General features: G+C 56.5%; 18 protein-coding genes, 4 tRNA genes and 1 pseudogene. 4 read left to right on the forward strand and 19 right to left on the reverse strand.

Annotated features, from left to right (window positions below):
* Positions 1-50 precede the first annotated feature (50 nt).
* From AAHB66_RS22735 to trxA, 17 genes and pseudogenes are all read right to left on the reverse strand, one after another.
* Positions 51-127: transfer RNA gene (locus tag AAHB66_RS22735), tRNA-Pro, on the reverse strand.
* Positions 128-171: 44 nt separating this feature from the next.
* A tRNA-Leu gene (locus AAHB66_RS22740) sits at positions 172-258 on the reverse strand.
* A 21-nt stretch (positions 259-279) separates the two neighbouring features.
* Positions 280-355, reverse strand: a tRNA-His gene (locus AAHB66_RS22745).
* A gap of 68 nt (positions 356-423) precedes the next feature.
* Positions 424-500: transfer RNA gene (locus AAHB66_RS22750), tRNA-Arg, on the reverse strand.
* Positions 501-605: 105 nt separating this feature from the next.
* Complete coding sequence (locus AAHB66_RS22755; RefSeq protein ID WP_347114678.1) at positions 606-1,988, reverse strand: amino acid permease; 1,383 nt, start codon at positions 1,986-1,988, stop codon at positions 606-608.
* 267 nt (positions 1,989-2,255) lie between these two features.
* Entirely contained in the window at positions 2,256-2,996 is a 741-nt protein-coding gene (wecG, locus tag AAHB66_RS22760; protein WP_347114679.1) for a lipopolysaccharide N-acetylmannosaminouronosyltransferase, read from the reverse strand.
* A 12-nt stretch (positions 2,997-3,008) separates the two neighbouring features.
* The gene (gene wzyE / locus AAHB66_RS22765; protein ID WP_347116548.1) at positions 3,009-4,361 is read right to left on the reverse strand and encodes an ECA oligosaccharide polymerase; all 1,353 of its coding nucleotides are present in this window, start codon (positions 4,359-4,361) and stop codon (positions 3,009-3,011) included.
* 66 nt (positions 4,362-4,427) lie between these two features.
* Positions 4,428-5,438: pseudogene (locus tag AAHB66_RS22770) on the reverse strand (TDP-N-acetylfucosamine:lipid II N-acetylfucosaminyltransferase); the annotation flags it as partial.
* Positions 5,435-6,685 carry a lipid III flippase WzxE gene (gene wzxE / locus AAHB66_RS22775; protein WP_347114680.1) on the reverse strand — a complete coding sequence of 417 codons (1,251 nt, stop codon included), beginning with the start codon at positions 6,683-6,685 and terminating at the stop codon, positions 5,435-5,437. The gene wzxE and the pseudogene AAHB66_RS22770, both read right to left, overlap by 4 nt.
* A gap of 1 nt (position 6,686) precedes the next feature.
* Positions 6,687-7,817: a dTDP-4-amino-4,6-dideoxygalactose transaminase gene (gene rffA / locus AAHB66_RS22780; RefSeq protein ID WP_347114681.1), complete on the reverse strand. Its 1,131-nt coding sequence runs from the start codon at positions 7,815-7,817 to the stop codon at positions 6,687-6,689.
* A gap of 4 nt (positions 7,818-7,821) precedes the next feature.
* Positions 7,822-8,499 (reverse strand): dTDP-4-amino-4,6-dideoxy-D-galactose acyltransferase, encoded by a 678-nt coding sequence (gene rffC / locus AAHB66_RS22785; RefSeq protein ID WP_347114682.1) that lies wholly within the window; start codon positions 8,497-8,499, stop codon positions 7,822-7,824.
* Positions 8,496-9,758: a UDP-N-acetyl-D-mannosamine dehydrogenase gene (gene wecC / locus AAHB66_RS22790; RefSeq protein ID WP_347114683.1), complete on the reverse strand. Its 1,263-nt coding sequence runs from the start codon at positions 9,756-9,758 to the stop codon at positions 8,496-8,498. The genes rffC and wecC overlap by 4 nt, the downstream gene beginning before the upstream one ends.
* Positions 9,755-10,885, reverse strand: coding sequence for a UDP-N-acetylglucosamine 2-epimerase (non-hydrolyzing) (gene wecB, locus AAHB66_RS22795; RefSeq protein ID WP_347114684.1), 1,131 nt, complete (start codon positions 10,883-10,885; stop codon positions 9,755-9,757). The genes wecC and wecB overlap by 4 nt, the downstream gene beginning before the upstream one ends.
* A gap of 57 nt (positions 10,886-10,942) precedes the next feature.
* Positions 10,943-11,989 carry an ECA polysaccharide chain length modulation protein gene (gene wzzE / locus AAHB66_RS22800; RefSeq protein WP_347114685.1) on the reverse strand — a complete coding sequence of 349 codons (1,047 nt, stop codon included), beginning with the start codon at positions 11,987-11,989 and terminating at the stop codon, positions 10,943-10,945.
* A gap of 12 nt (positions 11,990-12,001) precedes the next feature.
* On the reverse strand, positions 12,002-13,102 hold the full coding sequence (wecA, locus tag AAHB66_RS22805) for a UDP-N-acetylglucosamine--undecaprenyl-phosphate N-acetylglucosaminephosphotransferase (RefSeq protein WP_142487533.1): 1,101 nt from the start codon (positions 13,100-13,102) through the stop codon (positions 12,002-12,004).
* A gap of 240 nt (positions 13,103-13,342) precedes the next feature.
* Positions 13,343-14,602: a transcription termination factor Rho gene (rho, locus tag AAHB66_RS22810; protein WP_001054528.1), complete on the reverse strand. Its 1,260-nt coding sequence runs from the start codon at positions 14,600-14,602 to the stop codon at positions 13,343-13,345.
* A gap of 338 nt (positions 14,603-14,940) precedes the next feature.
* Positions 14,941-15,270 (reverse strand): thioredoxin TrxA, encoded by a 330-nt coding sequence (trxA, locus tag AAHB66_RS22815; protein ID WP_004386384.1) that lies wholly within the window; start codon positions 15,268-15,270, stop codon positions 14,941-14,943.
* Positions 15,271-15,414: 144 nt separating this feature from the next.
* On the opposite strand from trxA, the gene rhlB reads away from it, so the two are divergent.
* Together rhlB and gppA are read left to right on the forward strand one after the other, a co-directional pair.
* Positions 15,415-16,680: an ATP-dependent RNA helicase RhlB gene (gene rhlB, locus AAHB66_RS22820; protein WP_347114686.1), complete on the forward strand. Its 1,266-nt coding sequence runs from the start codon at positions 15,415-15,417 to the stop codon at positions 16,678-16,680.
* Between the two features lie 5 nt (positions 16,681-16,685).
* Positions 16,686-18,170: a guanosine-5'-triphosphate,3'-diphosphate diphosphatase gene (gene gppA / locus AAHB66_RS22825; protein WP_347114687.1), complete on the forward strand. Its 1,485-nt coding sequence runs from the start codon at positions 16,686-16,688 to the stop codon at positions 18,168-18,170.
* 44 nt (positions 18,171-18,214) lie between these two features.
* Here the strand turns inward: gppA and rep are convergent, their stop codons facing one another.
* Positions 18,215-20,236, reverse strand: coding sequence for a DNA helicase Rep (rep, locus tag AAHB66_RS22830; RefSeq protein ID WP_347114688.1), 2,022 nt, complete (start codon positions 20,234-20,236; stop codon positions 18,215-18,217).
* Between the two features lie 111 nt (positions 20,237-20,347).
* On the opposite strand from rep, the gene ppiC (AAHB66_RS22835) reads away from it, so the two are divergent.
* Together ppiC (AAHB66_RS22835) and ppiC (AAHB66_RS22840) are read left to right on the forward strand one after the other, a co-directional pair.
* Complete coding sequence (gene ppiC, locus AAHB66_RS22835; protein ID WP_106995953.1) at positions 20,348-20,629, forward strand: peptidylprolyl isomerase PpiC; 282 nt, start codon at positions 20,348-20,350, stop codon at positions 20,627-20,629.
* Positions 20,630-20,678: 49 nt separating this feature from the next.
* Positions 20,679-20,960, forward strand: coding sequence for a peptidylprolyl isomerase PpiC (gene ppiC / locus AAHB66_RS22840; RefSeq protein WP_032615193.1), 282 nt, complete (start codon positions 20,679-20,681; stop codon positions 20,958-20,960).
* A 115-nt stretch (positions 20,961-21,075) separates the two neighbouring features.
* Here the strand turns inward: ppiC (AAHB66_RS22840) and ilvC are convergent, their stop codons facing one another.
* Positions 21,076-22,551: a ketol-acid reductoisomerase gene (ilvC, locus tag AAHB66_RS22845; protein ID WP_032615195.1), complete on the reverse strand. Its 1,476-nt coding sequence runs from the start codon at positions 22,549-22,551 to the stop codon at positions 21,076-21,078.
* Positions 22,552-22,676 lie beyond the last annotated feature (125 nt).

The raw sequence follows: 22,676 nt of genomic DNA on the forward strand, positions 1-22,676 counted from the left end.
AGGCAGGAATAGCAGAAAACAAAAAACCCCGCCGAAGCGGGGTTCAAAATTGGTCGGCGAGAGAGGATTCGAACCTCCGACCCACTGGTCCCAAACCAGTTGCGCTACCAAGCTGCGCTACTCGCCGTTGTACTGCTTTTTTGAATTTTTAGTTCAATTCATTAAAAGTCGTGGTGCGAGGGGGGGGGACTCGAACCCCCACATCCTAAGGACACTAACACCTGAAGCTAGCGCGTCTACCAATTCCGCCACCTTCGCAATTCACAACTCTTTAAATAATGGGGTGGCTAATGGGACTCGAACCCACGACAACTGGAATCACAATCCAGGGCTCTACCAACTGAGCTATAGCCACCACAACTTTATTCTTTCACGCGGTTCTGCCTACTTCACAGACCACCGCAGCTCCAGCACCGGGTAAAATGGTGCGCCCGACAGGATTCGAACCTGAGACCTCTGCCTCCGGAGGGCAGCGCTCTATCCAGCTGAGCTACGGGCGCTTAGCGCCGTTGCGGGGCTGGATATTACGGAGGTCTCGGTCTGCTGTCTAGTGCTTTTTTAAAATAAATGCGCGTTTGATTACAGTTTGCGCACTTTGCCGCATATTACTGCGTTTTTGCCCTTTCGACGTGTCGTCCCAGGCCAAATAGCTTGTATCCCAGGCTCACGGCAGCGATAAATATCATCCCGACATACAGTGACATGCGGGTATCTTCATTGAAGTACATGCCGATCAGCACGCAGATCAGGAAGGCCATGGTCAGATAGTTCGCCCACGGGAACAAAATGGAGCGGAAAGGATGGCTGGCAATCGCTTTTTTATGCGCCTGACGGAAACGCAGCTGGCTAATCAGGATCACAAACCACGGCACCATTCCCGGCAGAACGCTGGCGCTATACACGTAGACAAAGACACGCTGCGGGTTCGGGATGATGTAGTTCAGGCATGACCCCACCAGCAGAATGGCAATCGAGATGGCCACGCCCGCCACCGGTACCCCGGCGCGGGAGACCTTGCCCACCGCTGCCGGAAGCTGGCGGTTTTTCGCCAGGGCATAAAGCATACGCCCACAGCTGTACATGCCGCTGTTACAGCCGGACAGCGCCGCCGTCAGCACCACAAAGTTGATAATGCCTGCCGCCGCGGTAATACCGATTTTGGCGAAGGTCAGCACGAACGGGCTGCCGTTGCTGCCAATCTCATTCCACGGGAAGATGGTGACGATGACGAAAATCGCGCCTACGTAGAAGATCAGGATGCGCCACAGCACTTTGCCTACCGCGCTGCGCAGGGTCACCTGCGGATTTTTAGCTTCACCGGCAGTGATACCGATAAGCTCAACGCCCTGATAGGAGGCCACTACGATACAGAGCGCGGTCAGGAAGCCCTTCCAGCCTCCGGCAAAGAAGCCGCCGTGCTCGGTCAGGTTGCCAAAGCCAATCGCCTGCCCGCCGTTGCCAAAGCCGAAGAAGATCACCCCGACCCCAATGACAATCATCACGATGATGGTGGTGACTTTAATCATCGCGAACCAGAACTCAATCTCACCGTACAGACGCACGGCCGCGAGGTTAGCCAGCGCCACCAGCCCCACGGCGATCAGCGCGGGTATCCACTGCGCCATCTCCGGGAACCAGAACTGCACGTAGACCCCGATGGCGGTGATCTCCGATATCCCGACCGCCATCCACATAAACCAGTAGGACCAGGCCGTGAGATAGCCAAAGAACGGGCTCATGTAGCGGTGAGCGTAGACGGCGAACGAACCGGCAACCGGCTCAAGGAACAGCATTTCGCCCATCGAGCGCATGATAAAGAAGACGAACAGTCCGGCGATGATATACGCCAGCAGGACCGACGGCCCGGCCCATTTCAGGGTGCTGGCGGAGCCCATAAACAGGCCGACACCAATCGTCCCGCCCAGGGCGATAAGTTCGATATGACGAGCTTCCAGCCCACGCTGTAGCTCCGGTTTTTTCTCTGCCATAAATCCTCGGTTGTGCTTGCGACTCTCCCGGCCTCAGCCGGTTATTGTTATAGGTACAGATGTGCTATCACGGGCTGTGCAGCATGGACCCTTTATGTTAAGGGTTGATGCAAAAACAGCCTGGTACGGTAGTGCGGGGAGGAATGGTTTCTTAAATTTTGTGAAATGGCAAATGATGCGTTAAAAAAATGAATGTATTGCACAGAAAAGCAGCAGGTTTGCAGGCAGGTTGCAGCGCGAACAGCAGATCGCGCTGCAAATCACCGATTAAAGCCGACCGGAGTAGTGCCAGCCGAGATAACGCAGCAGACGCAGCTGCCGGGTGATGCGGCTGGGCTGTGATAAGAGGCGATACAGCCACTCCAGCCCCAGGTTCTGCCATACCTTTGGCGCACGCTTCACATGGCCGGTAAAGACGTCATAGGTGCCGCCCACGCCCATATAGAGCGCGTCCGGGTAGACCTGACGGCAGTCGCGCATCAGGATCTCCTGACGCGGGGATCCCATCGCCACGGTGATAATCTTCGCCCCGCTGTCACGAATGCGGGCAAACAGCGCCTGCTGCTGGTCGGCACTGAAATAACCGTCCTGACTACCGACGATATTCACCTGCCACTGGCTACGCAGCTTCTGCTCGGTTTGCGCCAGGATCTCCGGTTTGCCGCCAACAAGGAACACCGGCGTGCCGTCTGTGCCCGCCCGAGCCATCAGCGCTTCCCAGAGGTCGGCACCCGCCACGCGGGAGATGTTCGCATCCGGGTATTTCTTCCGCACCGAGCGCACTACGCTGATCCCGTCAGCGTATTTAAATTCTGCCGCCTCAATGAGATCGCGTACCTGGGCGTTATCCTCAATGGTAAGCATCTTTTCTGCATTGATGGCCACCAGCGTGCCGGTTTTTATCCCATTCCCGGCGCACAGGTAGTCCAGCGCGTGTTGCATATCACGCCAGCCGATCAGCTTCAGGCCCCGCAGGTCATACTGCGGCGCAGAGGTATTGTCAGTCATTATTATCCTTACTCAGACTCGCGAAAGCGTCCTGCCGCTGGCCGGCTCGCGCTTGTGCACTAACCCGGCGCTGTCGAACAACCAGTACAGCAGCTTTGCCATCAGCAGACAGGCGCCAAAAACCACCATGAAAAAGACCACGCGGGAGACGAACGAATCCAGCCCCTCTCGCGCCAGCACGATCATATTGAAAATGGCACCGAAACAGAAACTATGCAAAATCGCTGCCTTATAGCGATTGGTCTCCTGATTGCCCAGCGTATAGAGCCAGTCGAACCATTTGATAATCAGCCCCACGGCGATCGCCCCCGGCAGGATGAACCAGCCGCCGCCCATCACTACCAGCGAGCCGATCAGCGTCGGTGAAATCGCCAGCCCGGAGTGGTTGTTCAGCACTTCCCAGGTAAAGTAGTTGGCGGTATTCAGGACCACGCCCGGCCTGTCCGGCCACAGCCAGGTGGGGATAAAGACATAAAAATCGCGCACGATGGGCGCCAGCCCCTGGAAGTCGATTTTGTCGTAGTTTTGCAGCAGCAGGGCCAGGTTCTCCCACGGCGAGAAGGTATCGCGGGTGAGGTACAGGAAGGTGTAAAACGCCTCATCGCCGCTGACGTCCATGCCATAGCGTTTCAGCGCCAGCCAGAACATGCCGACAATCCCCATTACCCCCGCCGCAGCCAGCATCCACAGCGAGATCCAGCCGCGAATGATGCCGATAAACAGGAAGATGGCGAAGGCGATGATGATGTTGGCGCGCGTGCCGCCAACTATCATGTAGGTCAGCAGGCCAAACGCCACGGTGCTGACGAGGAAAAACAGCCACGCCCGGGCATCCTGGCGCAGGAAATAGACCACCAGCATCGCCGGAATGAAGAAGTAGAAGAAGCGCTTGAGCGCCACCCCGGAGACTTCGCTGGAGAAGATCTGGCTGTAGGAGTGCAGCTTAAACAGCAAAAATCCGTTGTGCATGAAGAAGATACCGACGGTAATCAGCGCGATCCCCATCAGCATCACCCAGGTCAGGTGGGTCTCGACCCGGTTCATGGTAAACAGCGGCCGTCGCTCAGCACCAGAACTGGCGGGCTTCAGCCGCGTCTTATAGGCAACGTAGTAGACCCCATAGAAGCAGGTGGCTGACAGCAGGGCCTGCATCAGGATCTCCGGCGGCACGACGGCCACGTCGAAGCGGAACACCAGCACGCTGGTCAGCGGGAAGCCGAAGTAAAAGGTCAGCAGAAACAGCAGCGAGAAAAAGACGTTGAAGTTAAAGCGCACCCGCCGGAACTCGAACCAGGTCAGGGTGGCGATAAACAGCGAACTGAGAAGCCAGATGACCAACAGGCCGCTAAATTGCAACTGGCTCATGCTTTCTCCCCCTGAGGCGATCCGCAGCGCCTGGTGCCACGGCGTGAGGTAGTTCGGGCTGAAGAAGTCGATGGCGTTTTTATCCACCTGCGTCAGCTGCCGCTGCGCTTCGCGCACCACCTCCTCATTCAGGTCATCCGTGGTAAACAGCACCGGAATGTGCTGCTCCGCCATGTCCTGCCAGAACGGATTGTCGCGATTGAGCACGCAGGGCACACCCGCCTGAATCAGCAGACACAGCGTGCCAATCCCCTGCTGGCGCGCGAAGATGAAGTAGCCAAGATCGCACTGGCGCAGTAAGGCGAGGTAATCGTCAAAGGCCAGCTTATCGCTGAGGATCTGCAGATTCTCCGGGCTGAACAGCGACAGGCCGCTCTGACGGACTTCATCGATGTACGCCGCGTTATTAGCAGGATAGCCCATGGGGACGATCACGTTGACCGTATCGCCAAATTGCTGATGCACCGCCTTCAGGGCCGCAATATGTTCGTTACTGCGATCCCCGGAATTGCCCACCAGAATCGTCAGCTTGCCCTCGCGCTTCACATCACTGGCTAACCCGTTCAGGGACGGATCCATGCGGGTCGGGAAATAGAGCAGCTCGCCGCGGACGTTCGGATGACGCTGGGCGAAATAGTTCAGATCGCCGCGGGTGGCAAAGATGCAGCCCACCCGCCCCTGCGCCATGCGGCGCAAGGGATAGAAGAGACGGAATTTCCAGCCCTGGGAGACTTCATACAGATCTGCCCCCCAGATATGCCAGTTAAACTGCGCGGGCCTGATGCCCCCGCTCAGCAGCGCCAGCCACAGGCCGGTATTGAACTGCCCGTGGAAAAAGAAACGCTGCTGGCGATCCGCTTTGGCTCTGGCGATCACCGCTTTGGCAAGCGTGGCTTTGTCCGGCCAGAAGGTCAGCTGCAGTGCCGGGCAGGCGGCGCTCAGGCCGGTATCCTTCCCCACCACCATAAATTCGCGCGCCAGGGCGCTGCCGGGTGCCAGCTCATCGTTAAAGAACCGCAGTACGGTCTGGTTATGATGTGGGATATCCGATCCCAGGACGTGAATCAGTGCAGTCATGCGCGTTTATGCCAAAGTAAAAAGACGCCGCAACAGGCAGCAAAATAGACAATGTAGGTGGCCATATAGGCCTGGGCCGCACCCAGCGCGCCGTGCGTGGGGATCAGCCAGTGCGAGAAGGCCGTCAGCAAGGTGAACTGGCTGATTTCCGCGAGAATATAGAGCCGCAGCGAGGCTTTGGCGATCACCAGGTAGCCAAAGACGTAAGCGCCTACTTTCAGCACATCGCCCACCAGCTGCCAGGCAAACAGATCGCGCATCGCGGTAAATTTGTCGGAAAACAGCAGCCAGATAGCGACGTCGCGCAGCAGCCAGACGGTAAAGCTGGCGACAGCCACTGCCGGTAAGACGAAGCGCAGGGAACGGAGTATTTCGCGGGTGATCTCCTGACGCCCCGTCAGACGTGACAGGGTGGGCAGCAGGTAGACGCTAAAGGAGGCGGTAATAAACTGCAGGTAGGCGTCGGAGATACTGCTGACCCCCTGCCAGATCCCTACCTCATCCCAGCTGTAGTGCGCCGCCAGCAGGTTTCGCATCATCACATAGGCCACCGGCAGGGTGACGGAGGTGATGAGCGCCATCAGGGTAAATTTGCCCAGCTGTCCCGCGAGGATGTTGTCCCATTTCGGCTTAAGATAGTGCAGCGGAATGGTGCCTCTGCGCATCAGCATAAACGCCGCCGGGATCACCACCAGCGCAGGCACCAGCGCCAGCCCCAGCAGTGCACCTTCGTAGCCGCCGAGACGATAGCAGGCGTAATAGGCGATCACCCCAATCACGCTGCCGACGATCAGCGCCAGCGCATTGCCGGCGGCATCACGGAAGCCCTTCATCAGCGCCAGCAGCAGGTTCGCCCAGGCGATACCCATCTGCACCAGCGCCACCAGCCGCACCAGGCCCTGATAGCCCGTATGACCAAACAGCCCCTGGCTGATGGGCGCGGCCGCCAGTAAAAAGATCACCGCCAGCAGGGTGGAAAAGCCCAACACCATCGCGGATGAGGTCCCGACCACCGTGCGTAGTTGCGCCTTATCGTCATGATATTGCGCCACGTATTTGGTCACGCCGTTGAAGATACCCGCCCCGGCCAGCACGCCCAGCACGGTGACCAGCTGACGGAAGTTACCCGCCTGCCCGACGCCCGCCGGACCAAATGAGACGGCCAGCAGTTTGACGACCAGCAGTCCCGCGCCGATCTTGACGAGTGTGGACGCGGCGGTCCACACCGATGCTTTCGCCAGAGACATATCAGCCGAAATAACTCAGAAGAGTATTAATCACCGTGCGCTGGTTAACTGCGGCGAGGTTGTAGAACAGTGGCAAGCGGAGTAACCGCTCACTTTCTTTGGTGGTAAAGCGATCTTCACCCACGAACTGACCAAAGGCTTCCCCTGCCGGGCTGGAGTGCAGCGGAATGTAGTGGAACACCGCCAGGATCTCCGCCTCTTTCAGGTACGCGATCAGCTCGCTGCGATCGTCGTTATCCCGCAGCTTGATGTAGAACATATGCGCGTTATGCACGCAGTCTGCCGGGATGGTCGGCAGCTCGATACGGCCTTTGCGCGCCAGCGGGGCCAGCGCATCGTAATAGGTCTGCCACAGCGCCAGTCGCTGCTGGTTGATGCGGTCTGCCGCCTCCAGCTGAGCCCACAGGTACGCCGCCTGCAGATCCGCCATCAGGTAGCTGGAGCCGATATCGCGCCAGGTGTACTTATCCACCTGCCCGCGGAAGAACTGGCTGCGGTTGGTGCCCTTCTCGCGGATGATCTCCGCGCGCTCCACCAGAGCGCGATCGTTAATCAGGGTCGCGCCGCCTTCACCGCCTGCGGTGTAGTTTTTGGTTTCGTGGAAGCTAAAGCAGCCAATATGACCGATGGTGCCCAGGGCGCGGCCTTTGTAGGTGGACATCACCCCCTGTGCGGCGTCTTCCACCACATACAGGTTGTGCTTTTTGGCGATCGCCATGATGGTGTCCATCTCACACGCCACGCCGGCATAGTGTACCGGCACGATGGCGCGGGTCTTGTCGGTGATCGCCGCTTCAATCAGGTTTTCGTCGATGTTCATGGTATCCGGGCGGATATCCACGAAGACGATTTTTGCTCCGCGCAGCACGAAGGCGTTAGCGGTCGAAACGAAGGTATAGCTCGGCATGATCACTTCATCGCCAGGACCGATGTCCAGCAGCAGGGCTGCCATCTCCAGCGAAGCGGTGCAGGATGGAGTCAGCAGGACCTTCGCGCTCTGAAAGCGCTGCTCCATCCACTGCTGGCAACGGCGCGTATAGCCGCCATCGCCACAGAGTTTGCCGCTGCCCATCGCAGACTGCATGTAATCAAGTTCGGTGCCCACCACGGGAGGCGCATTAAATGGGATCATCTTGTCACCTGTATAGCCAGTAAGCGGTCGTTTCGATGTTACCGCCGCTTGCGATATAACGTTTAAGCGCGGCGGTGTTGCCCATCTGGGTCGCCACCCGCAAAGTAGAAAGCTGCTGCTGCTGAGCCCAGCCCAGCGCCGCCTGCATTAACTGCTCGCCCATGCCGCGCCCGGCCAGCAGGCCAATGCGCGCGTCGGTGTCATTCAGTTTACGCAGTGAGACAAAGCCCTGAATGGCGCCATCCGGCGCACGGAACACCAGGCAGAGATGATCGAAAGTGCCTTTAACCGCATTCTCAATCCACTGGGCATAGAAGCGGCCGCTGTCGGCCGGGGCGTACCACGGCGTGCGAAAGCGGCTCTGCGCAAAGGCCTGCGCGGCCAGCTGGCGCAGCGCCGGAATATCCTGCTCAGTGGCGATTTCCGCCCCAGGGCAGGCGTGCTGCGTCACCTTAATAGTGAGATCAACTTCGCCTTCGACCAGCCTGAACCCCTGCTGCTGGAGCGCGTCCAGCCAGTCGGCGCGGGTAGCCGGAATTTTGGCCTGCACGCGTTGCCAGGCGGCTAAATCGTCGGCCACCAGCAACGGAGCGTCATCAGACAGGCGCACAATGGCCGTGGGCAGGGAAAAGAACTCACTTTCCCAGTCCAGCGGCTGTAATGCGCCACGCAGCTGACTCAACGCCAGACACCTTTGGTATCAACGATAAATTCCTGACGCACGGCATCGCCCGAAATCGCTTTGAACTCGTTATGGTCCACCAGCAGTACCAGCACATCGGCGGTAGCCAGGGCATCATCCACGCGTGTCAGGGTGCAGTGGCCGGCCAGTTTTTTCGGCAGCTCGTGGATATTGGGTTCAACCACCTGCGTTTCGCCGCTGTGCCAGTCGGCGATCATCTCAGCAATTTCCATCGCCGGGCTTTCACGCAGATCGTCGATGTTCGGCTTAAAGGCGAGACCGAAACAGGCAATAGTCACCTCGTTCGCCCGCTTGCCGCTCTGCGTCAGGTAATCCGCCACCGTGGCTTTTACCTGGTTCAGTACCCAGTGCGGTTTGCTGTCGTTTACTTCGCGAGCCGTACGGATCAGACGCGCCTGCTGCGGGTTCTGCGCCACGATAAACCAAGGGTCGACCGCGATACAGTGGCCGCCTACGCCCGGGCCGGGCTGCAGAATATTGACGCGCGGATGGCGGTTGGCCAGACGAATTAATTCCCAGACGTTAATCCCCTGATCGGCACAAATCAGCGACAGTTCGTTAGCAAAAGCGATATTGACGTCACGGAAGCTGTTTTCCGTCAGCTTGCACATCTCGGCGGTACGGGAGTTAGTCACCACGCACTCGCCCTCGAGGAAGATGTTGTACAGCTCGCTGGCACGGGCGGAACAGACCGGCGTCATGCCGCCTATCACGCGATCGTTCTTAATCAGTTCGACCATCACCTGCCCCGGCAGCACGCGCTCCGGGCAGTAGGCGACGTTGATATCTGCCTGCTCACCCGCCTGCTGCGGGAAGGTCAAATCCGGGCGCGCCTCGGCCAGCCACTGGGCCATCTGCTCGGTGGCTCCCACCGGGGAGGTCGACTCGAGGATCACCAGGGCGCCTTTTTTCAGCACCGGGGCAATGGATTTCGCGGCCGCTTCGACATACACCATATCCGGCTCATGATCGCCTTTGAACGGCGTCGGGACGGCAATCAGATAGGCATCGGCGGCCACCGGCGTGGTGCTGGCCTTCAGGTATCCACCCTCAACGGCGGTTTTCACCACCTTGTCGAGATCCGGCTCAACAATGTGAATTTCACCTCTGTTGATGGTCGCAACCGCATGCTGGTTGATGTCCACACCCACAACCTGTTTTTGACGGGAGGCAAATGCCGCCGCCGTTGGCAGCCCGATGTAGCCAAGCCCAATGACAGAAATGGTCGTAAAACTCATAGCGATACCCGATTGTGTTTAAGTGCGTGCAAAATACGGTCACAGGCCTGGCCATCACCATACGGATTATGGGCCCGGCTCATGGCCTGATACTCTTTTTCGTCGTGCAGCAGGCGCGTCACCTCTTTCACGATCAGCCGTGAATCGGTGCCCACCAGCCGCACGGTTCCGGCTTTGACCGCTTCCGGGCGCTCGGTGGTTTCACGCATCACCAGCACCGGTTTACCCAGCGAAGGGGCCTCTTCCTGAATGCCACCCGAGTCGGTCAGGATCAGCCAGGCATGGTTCATCAGCCAGACGAAAGGCAGATAGTCCTGCGGCTCAATGAGGATGACGTTTTTGACGTGCCCCAGGATGCGGTTGACCGGCTCACTGACGTTGGGATTCAGGTGCACCGGATAGACAATCTGCACATCTTCATTAAGTGCTGCGATTTCTGCCAGCGCATGGCAGATTTGCTCGAAGCCCTGGCCGAAACTTTCACGACGGTGTCCGGTTACCAGGATCATCTTTTTGCCATTGGCAAGGAACGGATACCTTTCGGCCAGCTCCCCGCGCAGGGTGTCGCTCGCCAGCACCCGGTCACGCACCCAGATCAGGGCGTCGATCACCGTGTTGCCGGTGACAAAGATATGCTGGTCGTTGACGTTCTCGCGCAGCAGGTTCTGACGGGAATTCTCCGTCGGCGCGAAGTGATACATCGCCAGATGCCCGGTCAGGGTACGGTTCGCCTCTTCAGGCCAGGGAGAGGAGAGATCGCCGGTACGCAATCCGGCTTCGACATGCCCTACCGGAATACGCTGGTAGAACGCCGCCAGGCTGGTGGCGATAGTGGTAGTCGTATCGCCGTGCACCAGCACGACATCAGGCTTAAACGACTCCAGAATGGGTTTTAACCCTTCCAGAATACGGCAGGTAATTTCGGTTAATCCTTGTCCCGGCTTCATAATATTGAGGTCGTAATCGGGAACAATAGAAAAGAGGTTAAGGACCTGATCCAGCATCTCCCGATGCTGCGCGGTAACGCAAACTTTCGCCTCAAAATAAGGGTCGCTTGCAAGCGCATGAACCAGAGGCGCCATCTTGATGGCTTCCGGCCTCGTACCAAAGACAGTGAGTACTTTCACATCGATTCTCTTCGATTAGGCGATGAAGGCCGTGAGCCTTCATCGTAGATGGCGTTCTTAAATTTTGCGACGACGGGTTAATGCCACGCCTGCGCCAATTAAAGCACCCACAATCCCCCACATAATCATCAGGAATGCGCGACGTGGACTATCGCGTTTTACAGGTTCTTCAGGTGTTCGCAAATAACGATAGGTCTGAAAACGTGGGTCCAGTGTCGGACCTACATTGAGGGTTGTGAGCATGGCGCGGTTTTGGTCGTAGTCGAGGTCAACATCCGGGCCTACGGCCTGCAGGTTTTCCAGGCGCGCCTGCAGCATCGGACGGCCCAGCAGGAACATTTCTGAATCTGGCAGTTCGTCTGCCGGCACGTCGGTTTCGCTGCGGGAGATATTGCTCTTCTCCGCAATCTTCAGCGCCTGTTCAATATTATGAACCCGGCGATTGAAGATCGCTTGCGCTACCTCTTCCTGACGTTTGACCTGCGCTTTCATCTGCACGGTACGTGCCGCCCAGGCCCCTTTCAGCTCATCATTAAGATGGCTGGCCGCTCGCTGGCTGGCGAAAGCGACGTACTGACGCAGCAGGTTATTGGCATCCGGCGCAGTTTCCGCGATCAGCTTGACGCTGTCGTTAATGTTGCGCAGCGGGTCGCCCGCCATGAACTGGATATTGTTGATCAGCTCATCCAGCAGGGCGGCATCCGCCTTGCTGTTGCCCACCATACGTTGTTTGAAATAGTCGGTCTGGTTCCAGAAATCACGACGCGTATCCCAGGAGGCGAGCTGCATAATGAACTCTTTGTAGGACTCGTCCATCACCGAGGGTTGCTCAGCGGAGGCCGGGTTCGCTTTCACATCAAGGTTACGCAAAAACTGTTGCTGGGAGTAGAAACCCCCAAGCATGTTCACCGTCGGGCGATCGGTAATTGCCGTCGCGCTCCACTCTTGTCTGGCGAAAAAGGTATAAGCCAGGGCGATAAGTGCAAAGCCCAGCGCAATGCCTGCGATCCAAAACTTGCCCGCCCACAACACGCGGAACAAGCCACGAACATCCAGCTCATTCTCAGTTACCACTGATTTTGCTCCCGCCAACGGTTGAGTCATTACAGTCCCGATTTACTTGGTTAAAGTTGGGTTATTGCCATTTCGACGCATACGGCGTTTCACGCGTTTAATAAAGCGCGCCACTTTCCATGCGCGCTTTATACAGTAGCCGTACAGGAAAAATGCTAGCAAGAATAATACCAACATTACCCATTCAGGGATGAAATGTGCGTATTCTGCGGCGACACCAATGCCGGCCAGCAGCGCAGCGGCAAGGGTAATTAAGACAAATGCCTGACGGGAGGTGAAGCCGGCGCGCATAATGAGATGGTGAATGTGTTGGCGGTCTGGCGAGAACGGGCTCATCCCTTTACGCAGACGACGGTACATGATCGCCACCATATCCATCAGCGGAATGGCAATAATCCACAGGGCCGTTACCGGGCTAATCGGGTGGGTATTACCCTGAGTGGTTTCCAGCAGGATCCAGATAACGGTGAAACCAATCAGCGTACTCCCGGCATCGCCCATAAAGACTTTGTAACGACGCCCCAGCACCCCGAGGTTAAGGAGGATATAAGGCAGAATGGCGGCAATCATCGCAAAGCACCACATCGACAGACTGTACTGCCCGTCGAACCACAGGATGATGCCGATGGCGGCGAACGAAACGCTGGAGAGACCGCCCAGCAGGCCGTCGATACCGTCCACCATGTTAAAGGCGTTAATCGCCGCCCATACGGCAAACAGCGTCAGGAAGTAGCCGAACGGCCCCAGCACCATCTCCCAGGTGCCGAAGATGTAGCCCAGGCTGCTGAGATAGAGTTTCCCGACCACCATCATGATGACGCCGATGGCTGCCTGAACCGCAGCACGGAATTTCACGCTGATATCGAACCTGTCGTCCAGCGCCCCCACCAGCACCAGCACACCGGCACACGCCAGATAGAGCGCCGCATGCGGGATATAGTAATCCGCAATGCTGAAGGTGAAGCAGATACCCGCATAAACAGAAATTCCGCCAACCAGCGGAATCAAGCCTTGATGGCGTTTACGATAATTGGGCTTATCCACCAAACCGACTCTCTTCGCCGCCTTACGGGCGAGAAATAAAAAGCAGGTGGTGAAAAGAAAAATACTGATTAGCTCAGTCACCGCGGTGAGTAGATTCACTATGGATACTCTCAACAAATGTTAATCCCGGAAGTATAACCTTGAAGGCTCGGCTCCAGAAGGAAAAAGCAGGCCTCACCCAAGTCCCTTTGTTTATTTTTCAGACAATTACTTTTCTGCTTTGACGAACATTCCGATTTTCGCCATCTGCAGAATAATTCTACAGCGCACTTTAACAGCGTATAAGTCAGAAAAGAAAAACGCCACGTAAAAACGTGGCGTTTCGGCGCTTTATTTACTTTACGAGCGCTTCATCATATCGAAGAAATCGTCGTTAGTTTTGGTCATCGCCAGTTTGTTAATGAGGAACTCCATTGCGTCGATTTCACCCATTGGATGGATAATTTTGCGCAGGATCCACATTTTCTGCAGCTCTTCCTGAGTGGTGAGCAGCTCTTCTTTACGGGTACCGGAACGGTTGTAGTCGATAGCCGGGAAGACGCGTTTTTCAGCGATTTTACGAGAGAGGTGCAGTTCCATGTTGCCTGTACCTTTAAACTCTTCGTAGATAACTTCATCCATCTTCGAACCGGTGTCGATCAGCGCGGTTGCGATGATGGTCAGGCTACCGCCCTCTTCCACGTTACGCGCAGCACCGAAGAAACGCTTCGGACGGTGCAGGGCGTTGGCATCCACACCACCGGTCAACACTTTACCGGAAGCCGGAACCACGGTGTTATAAGCACGCGCCAGACGGGTGATGGAGTCGAGCAGGATGATAACGTCTTTTTTGTGCTCAACCAGACGCTTCGCCTTCTCGATAACCATTTCCGCAACCTGAACGTGACGGGATGCTGGTTCGTCGAAGGTAGAGGCCACAACCTCACCTTTCACCAGACGCTGCATCTCGGTCACTTCTTCCGGACGTTCGTCAATTAGCAGCACCATCAGCACGCAGTCTGGGTGGTTGTAAGCGATGCTCTGAGCGATGTTCTGCAGCAGCATGGTTTTACCCGCTTTTGGCGGTGCCACAATCAGACCACGCTGGCCACGACCAATCGGAGACGCCAGATCCAGAACGCGAGCAGTCAGGTCTTCGGTAGAACCGTTACCACGCTCCATGCGCAGGCGAGAGTTCGCGTGCAGCGGCGTTAAGTTTTCAAACAGGATCTTATTGCGCGAGTTTTCTGGTTTGTCGTAGTTAACTTCGTTAACTTTCAACAGCGCAAAGTAGCGTTCACCCTCTTTAGGAGGACGAATCTTACCTGAAATGGTGTCACCAGTGCGGAGGTTGAAACGGCGGATTTGGCTGGGGGAAACGTAGATATCATCAGGACCGGCGAGGTAGGAGCTGTCTGCAGAGCGGAGGAAACCAAATCCGTCCTGCAATATCTCCAGCACACCGTCGCCAAAGATATCTTCGCCACTCTTTGCGTGCTGCTTCAGGATGGCAAAAATGATGTCCTGCTTGCGCATACGAGCCTGGTTTTCCAGCCCCATATTTTCGCCGAGAGTGATCAGCTCAGAAACCGGCGTATTCTTTAATTCGGTAAGATTCATAATGGTGTGGGTTCTTAAACTCGGGGTGATACTCGAACTTAATTTGTGAATGGTATGGCAGGGTCATCCATGCCTGTTAGCGGCCATCAACTCATGTCTGTTCGCTGTCTGGTCACAGGGAAAGCACAGAACTGAAACGACAAGACGGATTGAGTGACAAGCCCGGAATCTATCCACTTCACGCACTGTTTAAAAGGAAACAACGGGAAGTATCGGGTAAAACAAGATTCAAACAACAAGGTATGTTTAAAACGAAGTCATAGGTAACTTAGCACGACTCAAGCCGGGCGTCCAGAGATCCAAACAATTTAGAAACCCTGGACGCACGGACGAGAACCTTACGCCAGGTTGGCGTCGAGGAACTCTTTCAGTTGACCTTTGGACAGTGCGCCCACTTTGGTCGCTGCAACTTCACCGTTTTTGAACAGCAGCAGGGTTGGGATACCACGGATACCATACTTAGGCGCGGTGCCCGGGTTCTGGTCGATGTTCAGTTTCGCTACGGTCAGTTTGCCCTGATATTCGTCAGCGATCTCATCCAGAATCGGGGCGATCATTTTGCAAGGACCACACCATTCAGCCCAGAAATCGACGAGGGTCAGCCCGTCAGCTTTAAGTACGTCCGTGTCAAAACTGTCGTCAGTCAGGTGAATAATTTTATCGCTCATATATAACTCCACAGGAATAAGCCTGGTGCGTTGATCTCGCTTCCATCAACGACCTGTTGATGTAGCATTAACCAACTAAAGGTTGACTTTATTTCACCGGATACGCTTTCGTAAAGCAATAGATAGCTGATATTCTACCACACTATGAGCAAAACACATTTAACAGAACAGAAGTTTTCCGACTTCGCCCTGCACCCAAAAGTGATCGAAGCCCTTGAAAATAAAGGGTTTCATAACTGTACGCCCATTCAGGCTCTCGCCCTCCCGCTAACGCTGGCAGGTCGCGATGTTGCAGGGCAGGCGCAAACCGGTACCGGCAAAACGATGGCGTTTTTAACGTCAACGTTTCATTATTTACTTTCTCATCCGGCAATTGCTGACCGCAAAGTTAACCAGCCGCGCGCGCTGATCATGGCCCCGACGCGAGAACTGGCGGTACAGATCCACGCTGACGCAGAACCGCTGGCGCAAACCACCGGCCTGAAGCTCGGCCTGGCCTACGGCGGTGACGGTTACGACAAACAGCTGAAAGTGCTGGAAAGCGGCGTCGATATTCTGATCGGCACCACTGGCCGTCTGATCGATTACGCCAAACAGAACCACATTAACCTCGCTGCTATCCAGGTTGTGGTGCTGGATGAAGCCGATCGCATGTACGATCTGGGCTTTATTAAAGATATCCGCTGGCTGTTCCGTCGTATGCCTGCAGCCAACCAGCGTCTGAACATGCTGTTCTCGGCTACGCTGTCTTATCGCGTCCGTGAGCTGGCGTTCGAACAGATGAACAACGCCGAATACGTCGAAGTGGAACCGGAACAGAAAACCGGCCACCGTATTAAAGAAGAGCTCTTCTACCCGTCGAACGAAGAAAAAATGCGTTTACTGCAAACGCTGATCGAAGAAGAGTGGCCAGATCGCGCCATCGTCTTCGCCAACACCAAACACCGCTGTGAAGATATCTGGGGCCACCTGGCTGCGGATGGACACCGTGTGGGTCTGTTGACCGGCGACGTCGCGCAGAAAAAACGCCTGCGTATCCTCGAAGAGTTCACCCGTGGCGACCTGGATATTCTGGTAGCGACGGACGTAGCCGCACGCGGTCTGCACATCCCGGCGGTGACGCATGTCTTTAACTACGACCTGCCGGATGATTGCGAAGATTACGTTCACCGTATCGGCCGTACCGGTCGTGCGGGCGCCAGCGGTCACTCTATCAGCCTCGCCTGTGAAGAGTACGCGCTGAACCTGCCGGCAATTGAGACCTATATCGGGCACTCGATACCGCAGAGTAAATACAACCCGGAAGCCCTGTTAAGCGAACTGCCGCCGGCGAAGCGCCTCACCCGCGCCCGTTCCGGCAATGGCCCGCGCCGTAACAGCGCACCGCGTAATCGTCGTCGTTCAGGCTAAAAACTATGCTCCGGTCCACCTCGCTCTATGCAGCTATTGATTTAGGTTCGAATAGTTTTCATATGCTGGTTGTACGCGAGGTGGCGGGAAGTATACAGACGCTGACGCGTATTAAGCGCAAGGTCCGTCTCGCGGCGGGCCTGAGTGCGGATAATCACCTCTCTCCTGAAGCCATGGAGCGCGGCTGGCAATGCCTGCGTCTCTTTGCTGAACGTCTGCAGGATATTCCCCCCCAGCAAATCCGTGTTGTCGCCACCGCAACCCTGCGTCTGGCGGTGAATGCCGGTGAGTTTATTGCCACCGCGCAGGAGATCCTCGGCTGCCCGGTGCAGGTGATCAGCGGTGAAGAAGAAGCTCGCCTGATTTATCAGGGCGTGGCGCACACCACGGGCGGCGATGAGCGTCGTCTGGTGGTGGATATCGGTGGCGCAAGCACCGAACTGGTCACCGGTATCGGTGCGCAGGCAACCTCCCTGAACAGCCTGTCGATGGGCTGTGTCACCTGGCTTGAACGCTACTTTACCGATCGCAATCTGGCGCAAGAGAACTTCGATGATGCGGAAAAAGCCGCACGCGAGGTGCTGCGTCCGGTGGCGGATGAGCTGCGTTATCACGGCTGGAAGGTCTGCGTTGGCGCATCCGGCACGGTTCAGGCGCTGCAGGAAATCATGATGGCGCAGGGGATGGATGAGCGCATCACGCTGGCGAAACTGCAGCAGTTAAAGCAGCGCGCAATCCTCTGTGGTCGTCTGGAAGAGCTGGAAATTGAAGGGCTGACCCTTGAGCGCGCCCTGGTGTTCCCCAGCGGCCTGGCGATCCTGATTGCCATTTTCACCGAACTGAATATTCAGTGCATGACCCTTGCGGGCGGTGCGCTGCGGGAAGGTCTGGTCTACGGCATGCTGCATCTGGCCGTCGACCAGGACATTCGTAACCATACGCTGCGTAATATTCAGCGCCGCTTTATGGTAGATATCGAACAGGCGCATCGGGTCGCGAACCTGGCGGTCAGTTTCCTCGATCAGGTCGAAAGCGAGTGGCACCTTGAGCCTGTCAGCCGCGAACTGCTGGTTAGCGCCTGTCAGCTGCATGAGATCGGCCTGAGCGTCGATTTCAAACAGGCACCGCTGCATGCCGCCTACCTGGTACGCAATCTCGATCTGCCTGGCTATACCCCGGCGCAGAAGAAGCTGTTGGCCACGCTGCTGTTAAACCAGACCAACCCCGTCGATCTCTCTTCGCTCCACCAGCAAAATGCGGTGCCGCCGCGCGTGGCGGAACATCTCTGCCGCCTGCTGCGTCTGGCGATCCTCTTTGCCAGCCGTCGGCGCGACGATTTGCTGCCGGCCATGACCCTGACGGCGGAAGGTGAGAAGCTGACGCTGAACCTGCCGGAAAACTGGCTGGGTAGCCATCCGCTGGGTGCAGAAATGCTGGTGCAGGAGTGTCAGTGGCAGAGCTATGTGCACTGGAGCCTTGAAGCACACTAATCCCGATTAAACGCCCGGCGCATTACGCTTGCCGGGCCTTCAGGCTAGCGGCTTTTTGCTTTCTCCATCATCGCGCGAATATTGGCGATACTGGCCTGGCCTTTATGCATCCGCTCTTCGGCGGTAATCACTTTGCGCTCCTGCTCCCAGAGCACATCATCCTGGGGTAATTCCAGCAGGAAGCGGCTCGGCTCCGGACGCACCAGCTCTCCGTACTGACGACGCTCTTTACAGAGCGTGAAGGTCAGCTCTTTCTGCGCCCGCGTAATGCCTACGTAGGCCAGACGGCGCTCTTCATCGACGTTATCTTCATCGATGCTGCTCTGGTGCGGCAGGATGCCCTCTTCCATCCCCACCAGGTAGACATAGGGGAACTCCAGCCCTTTTGAGGCGTGGAGGGTCATCAGCTGCACCTGGTCTGCCTCCTCTTCGCTTTCGCCGCGCTCCATCATGTCACGCAGGGTAAAGCGCGTGACGACCTGGGTCAGGGTCATCGGCTCGTCGATGTCGGAACCTTCCAGCATCTCGGTCATCCAGCTGAAAAGCGTATTAACGTTCTTCATCCGCATCTCTGCCGCTTTCGGGCTGGCGGAGGTTTCATACAGCCAGGATTCATAGTCGATGCCGCGGATCAGATCGCGCACCGCCGCGATCGGCTCCCGCTCGCTCAGCTGCTGGATCTCGCGCAGCCAGTGGGTAAAGCGGGTCAGCGATTCATAACCACGCCCGGTTAAGGTCTGGCTCAGGCCCATATCGAAGCTGGCGTTCAGCAGGCTCTTATTACGGGTCATCGCCCACTCGCCCAGTTTTTGCAGCGTTGCCGGGCCAATCTCACGCTTCGGCGTATTCACGATCCGCAGGAACGCGCTGTCATCATCCGGGTTGGTGAGCACGCGCAGGTAGGCGAGCAGATCCTTGATTTCCGGACGCGAGAAGAACGAGGTGCCGCCGGAAATTTTGTACGGAATGCGGTTCTGCATCAGCATCTTTTCAAAGACGCGCGACTGGTGATTCCCGCGATAGAGAATGGCGTAGTCTTTGTAGTCGGTCTTATTCACGAAGTGATGGGCAATCAGCTCTCCCGCCACGCGTTCGGCTTCATGATCTTCATTATTGGCGCTCAGCACCTTAAGCTCAGTGCCATAGCCCAGCTCGGAGAAGAGGCGCTTTTCGAAGACGTGCGGGTTATTGGCGATCAGGATGTTGGCCGCCTTCAGAATACGGCCGGATGAGCGGTAGTTCTGCTCCAGCTTGATCACCTGCAGCGCCGGGAAGTCTTTGCTCAGCAGGACCAGGTTTTGCGGACGGGCACCGCGCCAGGAGTAGATCGACTGGTCGTCATCACCCACCACGGTAAAACGCGCCCGCTGCCCCACCAGCAGTTTGACCAGCTCGTACTGGCTGGTGTTGGTGTCCTGATATTCATCCACCAGCAGGTAGCGGATCTTGTTCTGCCAGCGCTCGCGCACCTCTTCATTACGCTGCAGCAGCAGCGTGGGCAGCAGGATCAGGTCATCGAAATCGAGCACGTTACAGGCTTTGAGATGATCGTTGTAAAGGCTGTAGCAGTGGGCAAAGATCCGATCCCGCTCCCCTTTGGCGCTCGCAGCGGCCTGGGCAGGGTCCATCAGATCGTTTTTCCAGTTAGAGATCGTGGAGATCAACTGCTGCAGCACCGTTTTGTCGTCTTCGATCAGCCCTTCGGTCAGCTCTTTCAGCAGCGCTACCTGATCGGTATCGTCGAACAGGGAGAAGTTCGACTTCATGCCCAAGGCCGCATACTCGCGCTTAATGATATCCAGCCCCAGGGTATGGAAGGTGGAGATCATCAGGCCGCGGGCCTCTTTACGCCCTAACGTCTGCCCGACACGCTCTTTCATCTCGCGTGCCGCTTTGTTGGTAAAGGTTACCGCCGCGATATGACGTGCCTGATAGCCGCAGCCGCGGATCAGGTGGGCGATCTTGTTGGTGATCACGCGGGTTTTACCGGAACCGGCCCCTGCCAGCACCAGGCATGGTCCAGTAACGAATTCGACCGCTTGTTGTTGTCCAGGGTTTAAACGCATGGGAATATTGCTCAATCTTCGAACGGGGTGGGGATTGTAGCAGAAAGCCGGGCGCAGATTTACCGGCTAATGATAAAGTGAAGAAAACGCGATAAACCCGAGAGCAGAACCATGAAAAAGACCGCAGCGGCCCTGCACATTCTGGTCAAAGAAGAGAAGCTGGCGCAGGAGATCCTCGCCAAACTGGAACGCGGCATCAGCTTCGATCATCTGGCGAAGCGCTACTCGAAATGCCCGTCCGGGCGTAACGGCGGCGATTTAGGTGAATTTAAGCAGGGAGCCATGGTGGGGCCCTTCGATCAGGCGGTCTTCAGTTGCCCGCTGCTGAAGCCTTACGGCCCGGTGAAAACCAAATTTGGCTACCATATCATTAAGGTGCTGTACCGCAGCTAACGCGTGGTATATTGCGCCCCGATTTTACTTAACCCTTCAAGGCACGATCATGGCGAAAACAGCGGCAGCAATGCACATCCTGGTAAAAGAAGAGAAACTGGCTCTGGAGCTTCTGGAGCAGATCAAGAACGGCGGCGACTTCGAGAAGCTGGCGAAAAAGCACTCCACCTGCCCATCAGGTAAAAAAGGCGGCCACTTAGGTGAATTCCGTCAGGGCCAGATGGTTCCGGCGTTCGATAAAGTGGTGTTCTCCTGCCCGGTGCTGGAGCCAACCGGCCCGCTGCACACCCAGTTCGGTTATCACATCATTAAGGTGCTGTACCGCAACTAATAAAAAGCCCGGTGTGTGAACACCGGGCTTTTTTTGCCAGGTGGCGGCTCGCGCCTTACCCGGCCTACTCTGATTTTGTAGGTCGGGTAAGCGAAGCGCCACCCGACATGAGTTTTTAGCCTGCCACCGCGATACGTTTCATATCGGTCATGTAGCCACGCAGCTTCTGGCCCACTTTCTCGATCTCGTGGCTGCGAATGGCTTCGTTCACGTCACGCAGCTGGGCATTATCTACCGCGCCTTCGGTAATCGCTTTACCCAGGTCGCCGGTCTGCAGGGTGGTCATGAACTCTTTCAGCAGCGGTACGCATGCGTAAGAGAACAGGTAGTTACCGTACTCTGCGGTATCAGAGATCACCACGTTCATTTCGTACAGACGCTTACGGGCGATGGTGTTGGCGATCAGCGGCAGCTCGTGCAGTGATTCATAGTATGCAGACTCTTCGATGATGCCGGAATCCACCATGGTTTCGAAGGCCAGCTCAACGCCCGCTTTCACCATCGCAATCATCAGAACGCCTTTATCGAAGTACTCCTGCTCGCTGATTTTGCCATCGAACTGCGCGGCGGTTTCGAATGCGGTTTTACCGGTCTCTTCACGCCAGGTCAGCAGGTTTTTGTCGTCGTTTGCCCAGTCAGCCATCATGCCGGAAGAGAACTCACCGGAGATGATGTCGTCCATGTGTTTCTGGAACAGCGGCGCCATGATGGTTTTCAGCTGCTCGGACAGTGCGAATGCACGCAGTTTTGCCGGGTTAGACAGACGGTCCATCATCAGGGTGATACCGCCCTGCTTCAGCGCTTCGGTGATGGTTTCCCAGCCGAACTGAATCAGTTTCTCAGCGTATGCCGGGTCGGTGCCCTCTTCCACCAGCTTGTCGAAGCACAGCAGGGAACCGGCCTGCAGCATGCCGCACAGGATAGTCTGCTCACCCATCAGGTCAGATTTCACTTCCGCAACGAAGGAAGATTCCAGAACGCCCGCACGGTGGCCGCCGGTGGCCGCTGCCCATGCTTTGGCAATCGCCATGCCTTCGCCTTTCGGATCGTTTTCCGGGTGAACCGCGATCAGCGTCGGCACGCCGAAACCACGTTTGTACTCTTCACGCACTTCGGTACCCGGGCACTTCGGTGCCACCATCACGACGGTGATGTCTTTACGGATCTGCTCACCCACTTCAACGATGTTGAAGCCGTGGGAGTAACCCAGCGCCGCGCCGTCTTTCATCAGCGGCTGTACGGAACGCACAACGTCAGAGTGCTGTTTGTCCGGCGTCAGGTTAACCACCAGATCCGCCTGCGGGATCAGCTCTTCGTAAGTACCCACTTTGAAGCCGTTTTCGGTCGCTTTACGCCAGGAAGCACGCTTCTCAGCAATGGCTTCTTTACGCAGGGCATAGGAGATATCCAGACCGGAGTCACGCATGTTCAGGCCCTGGTTCAGACCCTGAGCGCCACAGCCGACGATGACCACTTTTTTACCCTGAAGATAGCTTGCGCCATCGGCAAATTCATCGCGCGCCATAAAGCGGCATTTGCCCAGCTGAGCCAGCTGCTGGCGCAGATTCAGTGTGTTGAAGTAGTTAGCCATGGTGATACCTCGTGATGTTGTGTTGTCGTGCTTATTGTTCGGTTCGCTTATGCGAGAATGAACTTACTATATGACAGGAAATTTATTGCGGAAATTGATATATTCACAACGTCACGTTGCAATTT

It is taken from the genome of Leclercia sp. S52 (assembly GCF_039727615.1).
GTDB classification, from domain to species: domain Bacteria; phylum Pseudomonadota; class Gammaproteobacteria; order Enterobacterales; family Enterobacteriaceae; genus Enterobacter; species Enterobacter adecarboxylatus_B.

What these genes read in the sequence shown, in the direction of transcription:
- AAHB66_RS22755 (WP_347114678.1), bottom strand. Translation starts at nt 1,988, where the DNA reads ATGGCAGAGAAAAAACCGGAGCTACAGCGTGGGCTGGAAGCTCGTCAT.
- wecG (WP_347114679.1), bottom strand. Translation starts at nt 2,996, where the DNA reads ATGACTGACAATACCTCTGCGCCGCAGTATGACCTGCGGGGCCTGAAG.
- wzyE (WP_347116548.1), bottom strand. Translation starts at nt 4,361, where the DNA reads ATGAGCCAGTTGCAATTTAGCGGCCTGTTGGTCATCTGGCTTCTCAGT.
- wzxE (WP_347114680.1), bottom strand. Translation starts at nt 6,685, where the DNA reads ATGTCTCTGGCGAAAGCATCGGTGTGGACCGCCGCGTCCACACTCGTC.
- rffA (WP_347114681.1), bottom strand. Translation starts at nt 7,817, where the DNA reads ATGATCCCATTTAATGCGCCTCCCGTGGTGGGCACCGAACTTGATTAC.
- wecC (WP_347114683.1), bottom strand. Translation starts at nt 9,758, where the DNA reads ATGAGTTTTACGACCATTTCTGTCATTGGGCTTGGCTACATCGGGCTG.
- wzzE (WP_347114685.1), bottom strand. Translation starts at nt 11,989, where the DNA reads ATGACTCAACCGTTGGCGGGAGCAAAATCAGTGGTAACTGAGAATGAG.
- rho (WP_001054528.1), bottom strand. Translation starts at nt 14,602, where the DNA reads ATGAATCTTACCGAATTAAAGAATACGCCGGTTTCTGAGCTGATCACT.
- trxA (WP_004386384.1), bottom strand. Translation starts at nt 15,270, where the DNA reads ATGAGCGATAAAATTATTCACCTGACTGACGACAGTTTTGACACGGAC.
- rhlB (WP_347114686.1), top strand. Translation starts at nt 15,415, where the DNA reads ATGAGCAAAACACATTTAACAGAACAGAAGTTTTCCGACTTCGCCCTG.
- gppA (WP_347114687.1), top strand. Translation starts at nt 16,686, where the DNA reads ATGCTCCGGTCCACCTCGCTCTATGCAGCTATTGATTTAGGTTCGAAT.
- rep (WP_347114688.1), bottom strand. Translation starts at nt 20,236, where the DNA reads ATGCGTTTAAACCCTGGACAACAACAAGCGGTCGAATTCGTTACTGGA.
- ppiC (WP_106995953.1), top strand. Translation starts at nt 20,348, where the DNA reads ATGAAAAAGACCGCAGCGGCCCTGCACATTCTGGTCAAAGAAGAGAAG.
- ppiC (WP_032615193.1), top strand. Translation starts at nt 20,679, where the DNA reads ATGGCGAAAACAGCGGCAGCAATGCACATCCTGGTAAAAGAAGAGAAA.
- ilvC (WP_032615195.1), bottom strand. Translation starts at nt 22,551, where the DNA reads ATGGCTAACTACTTCAACACACTGAATCTGCGCCAGCAGCTGGCTCAG.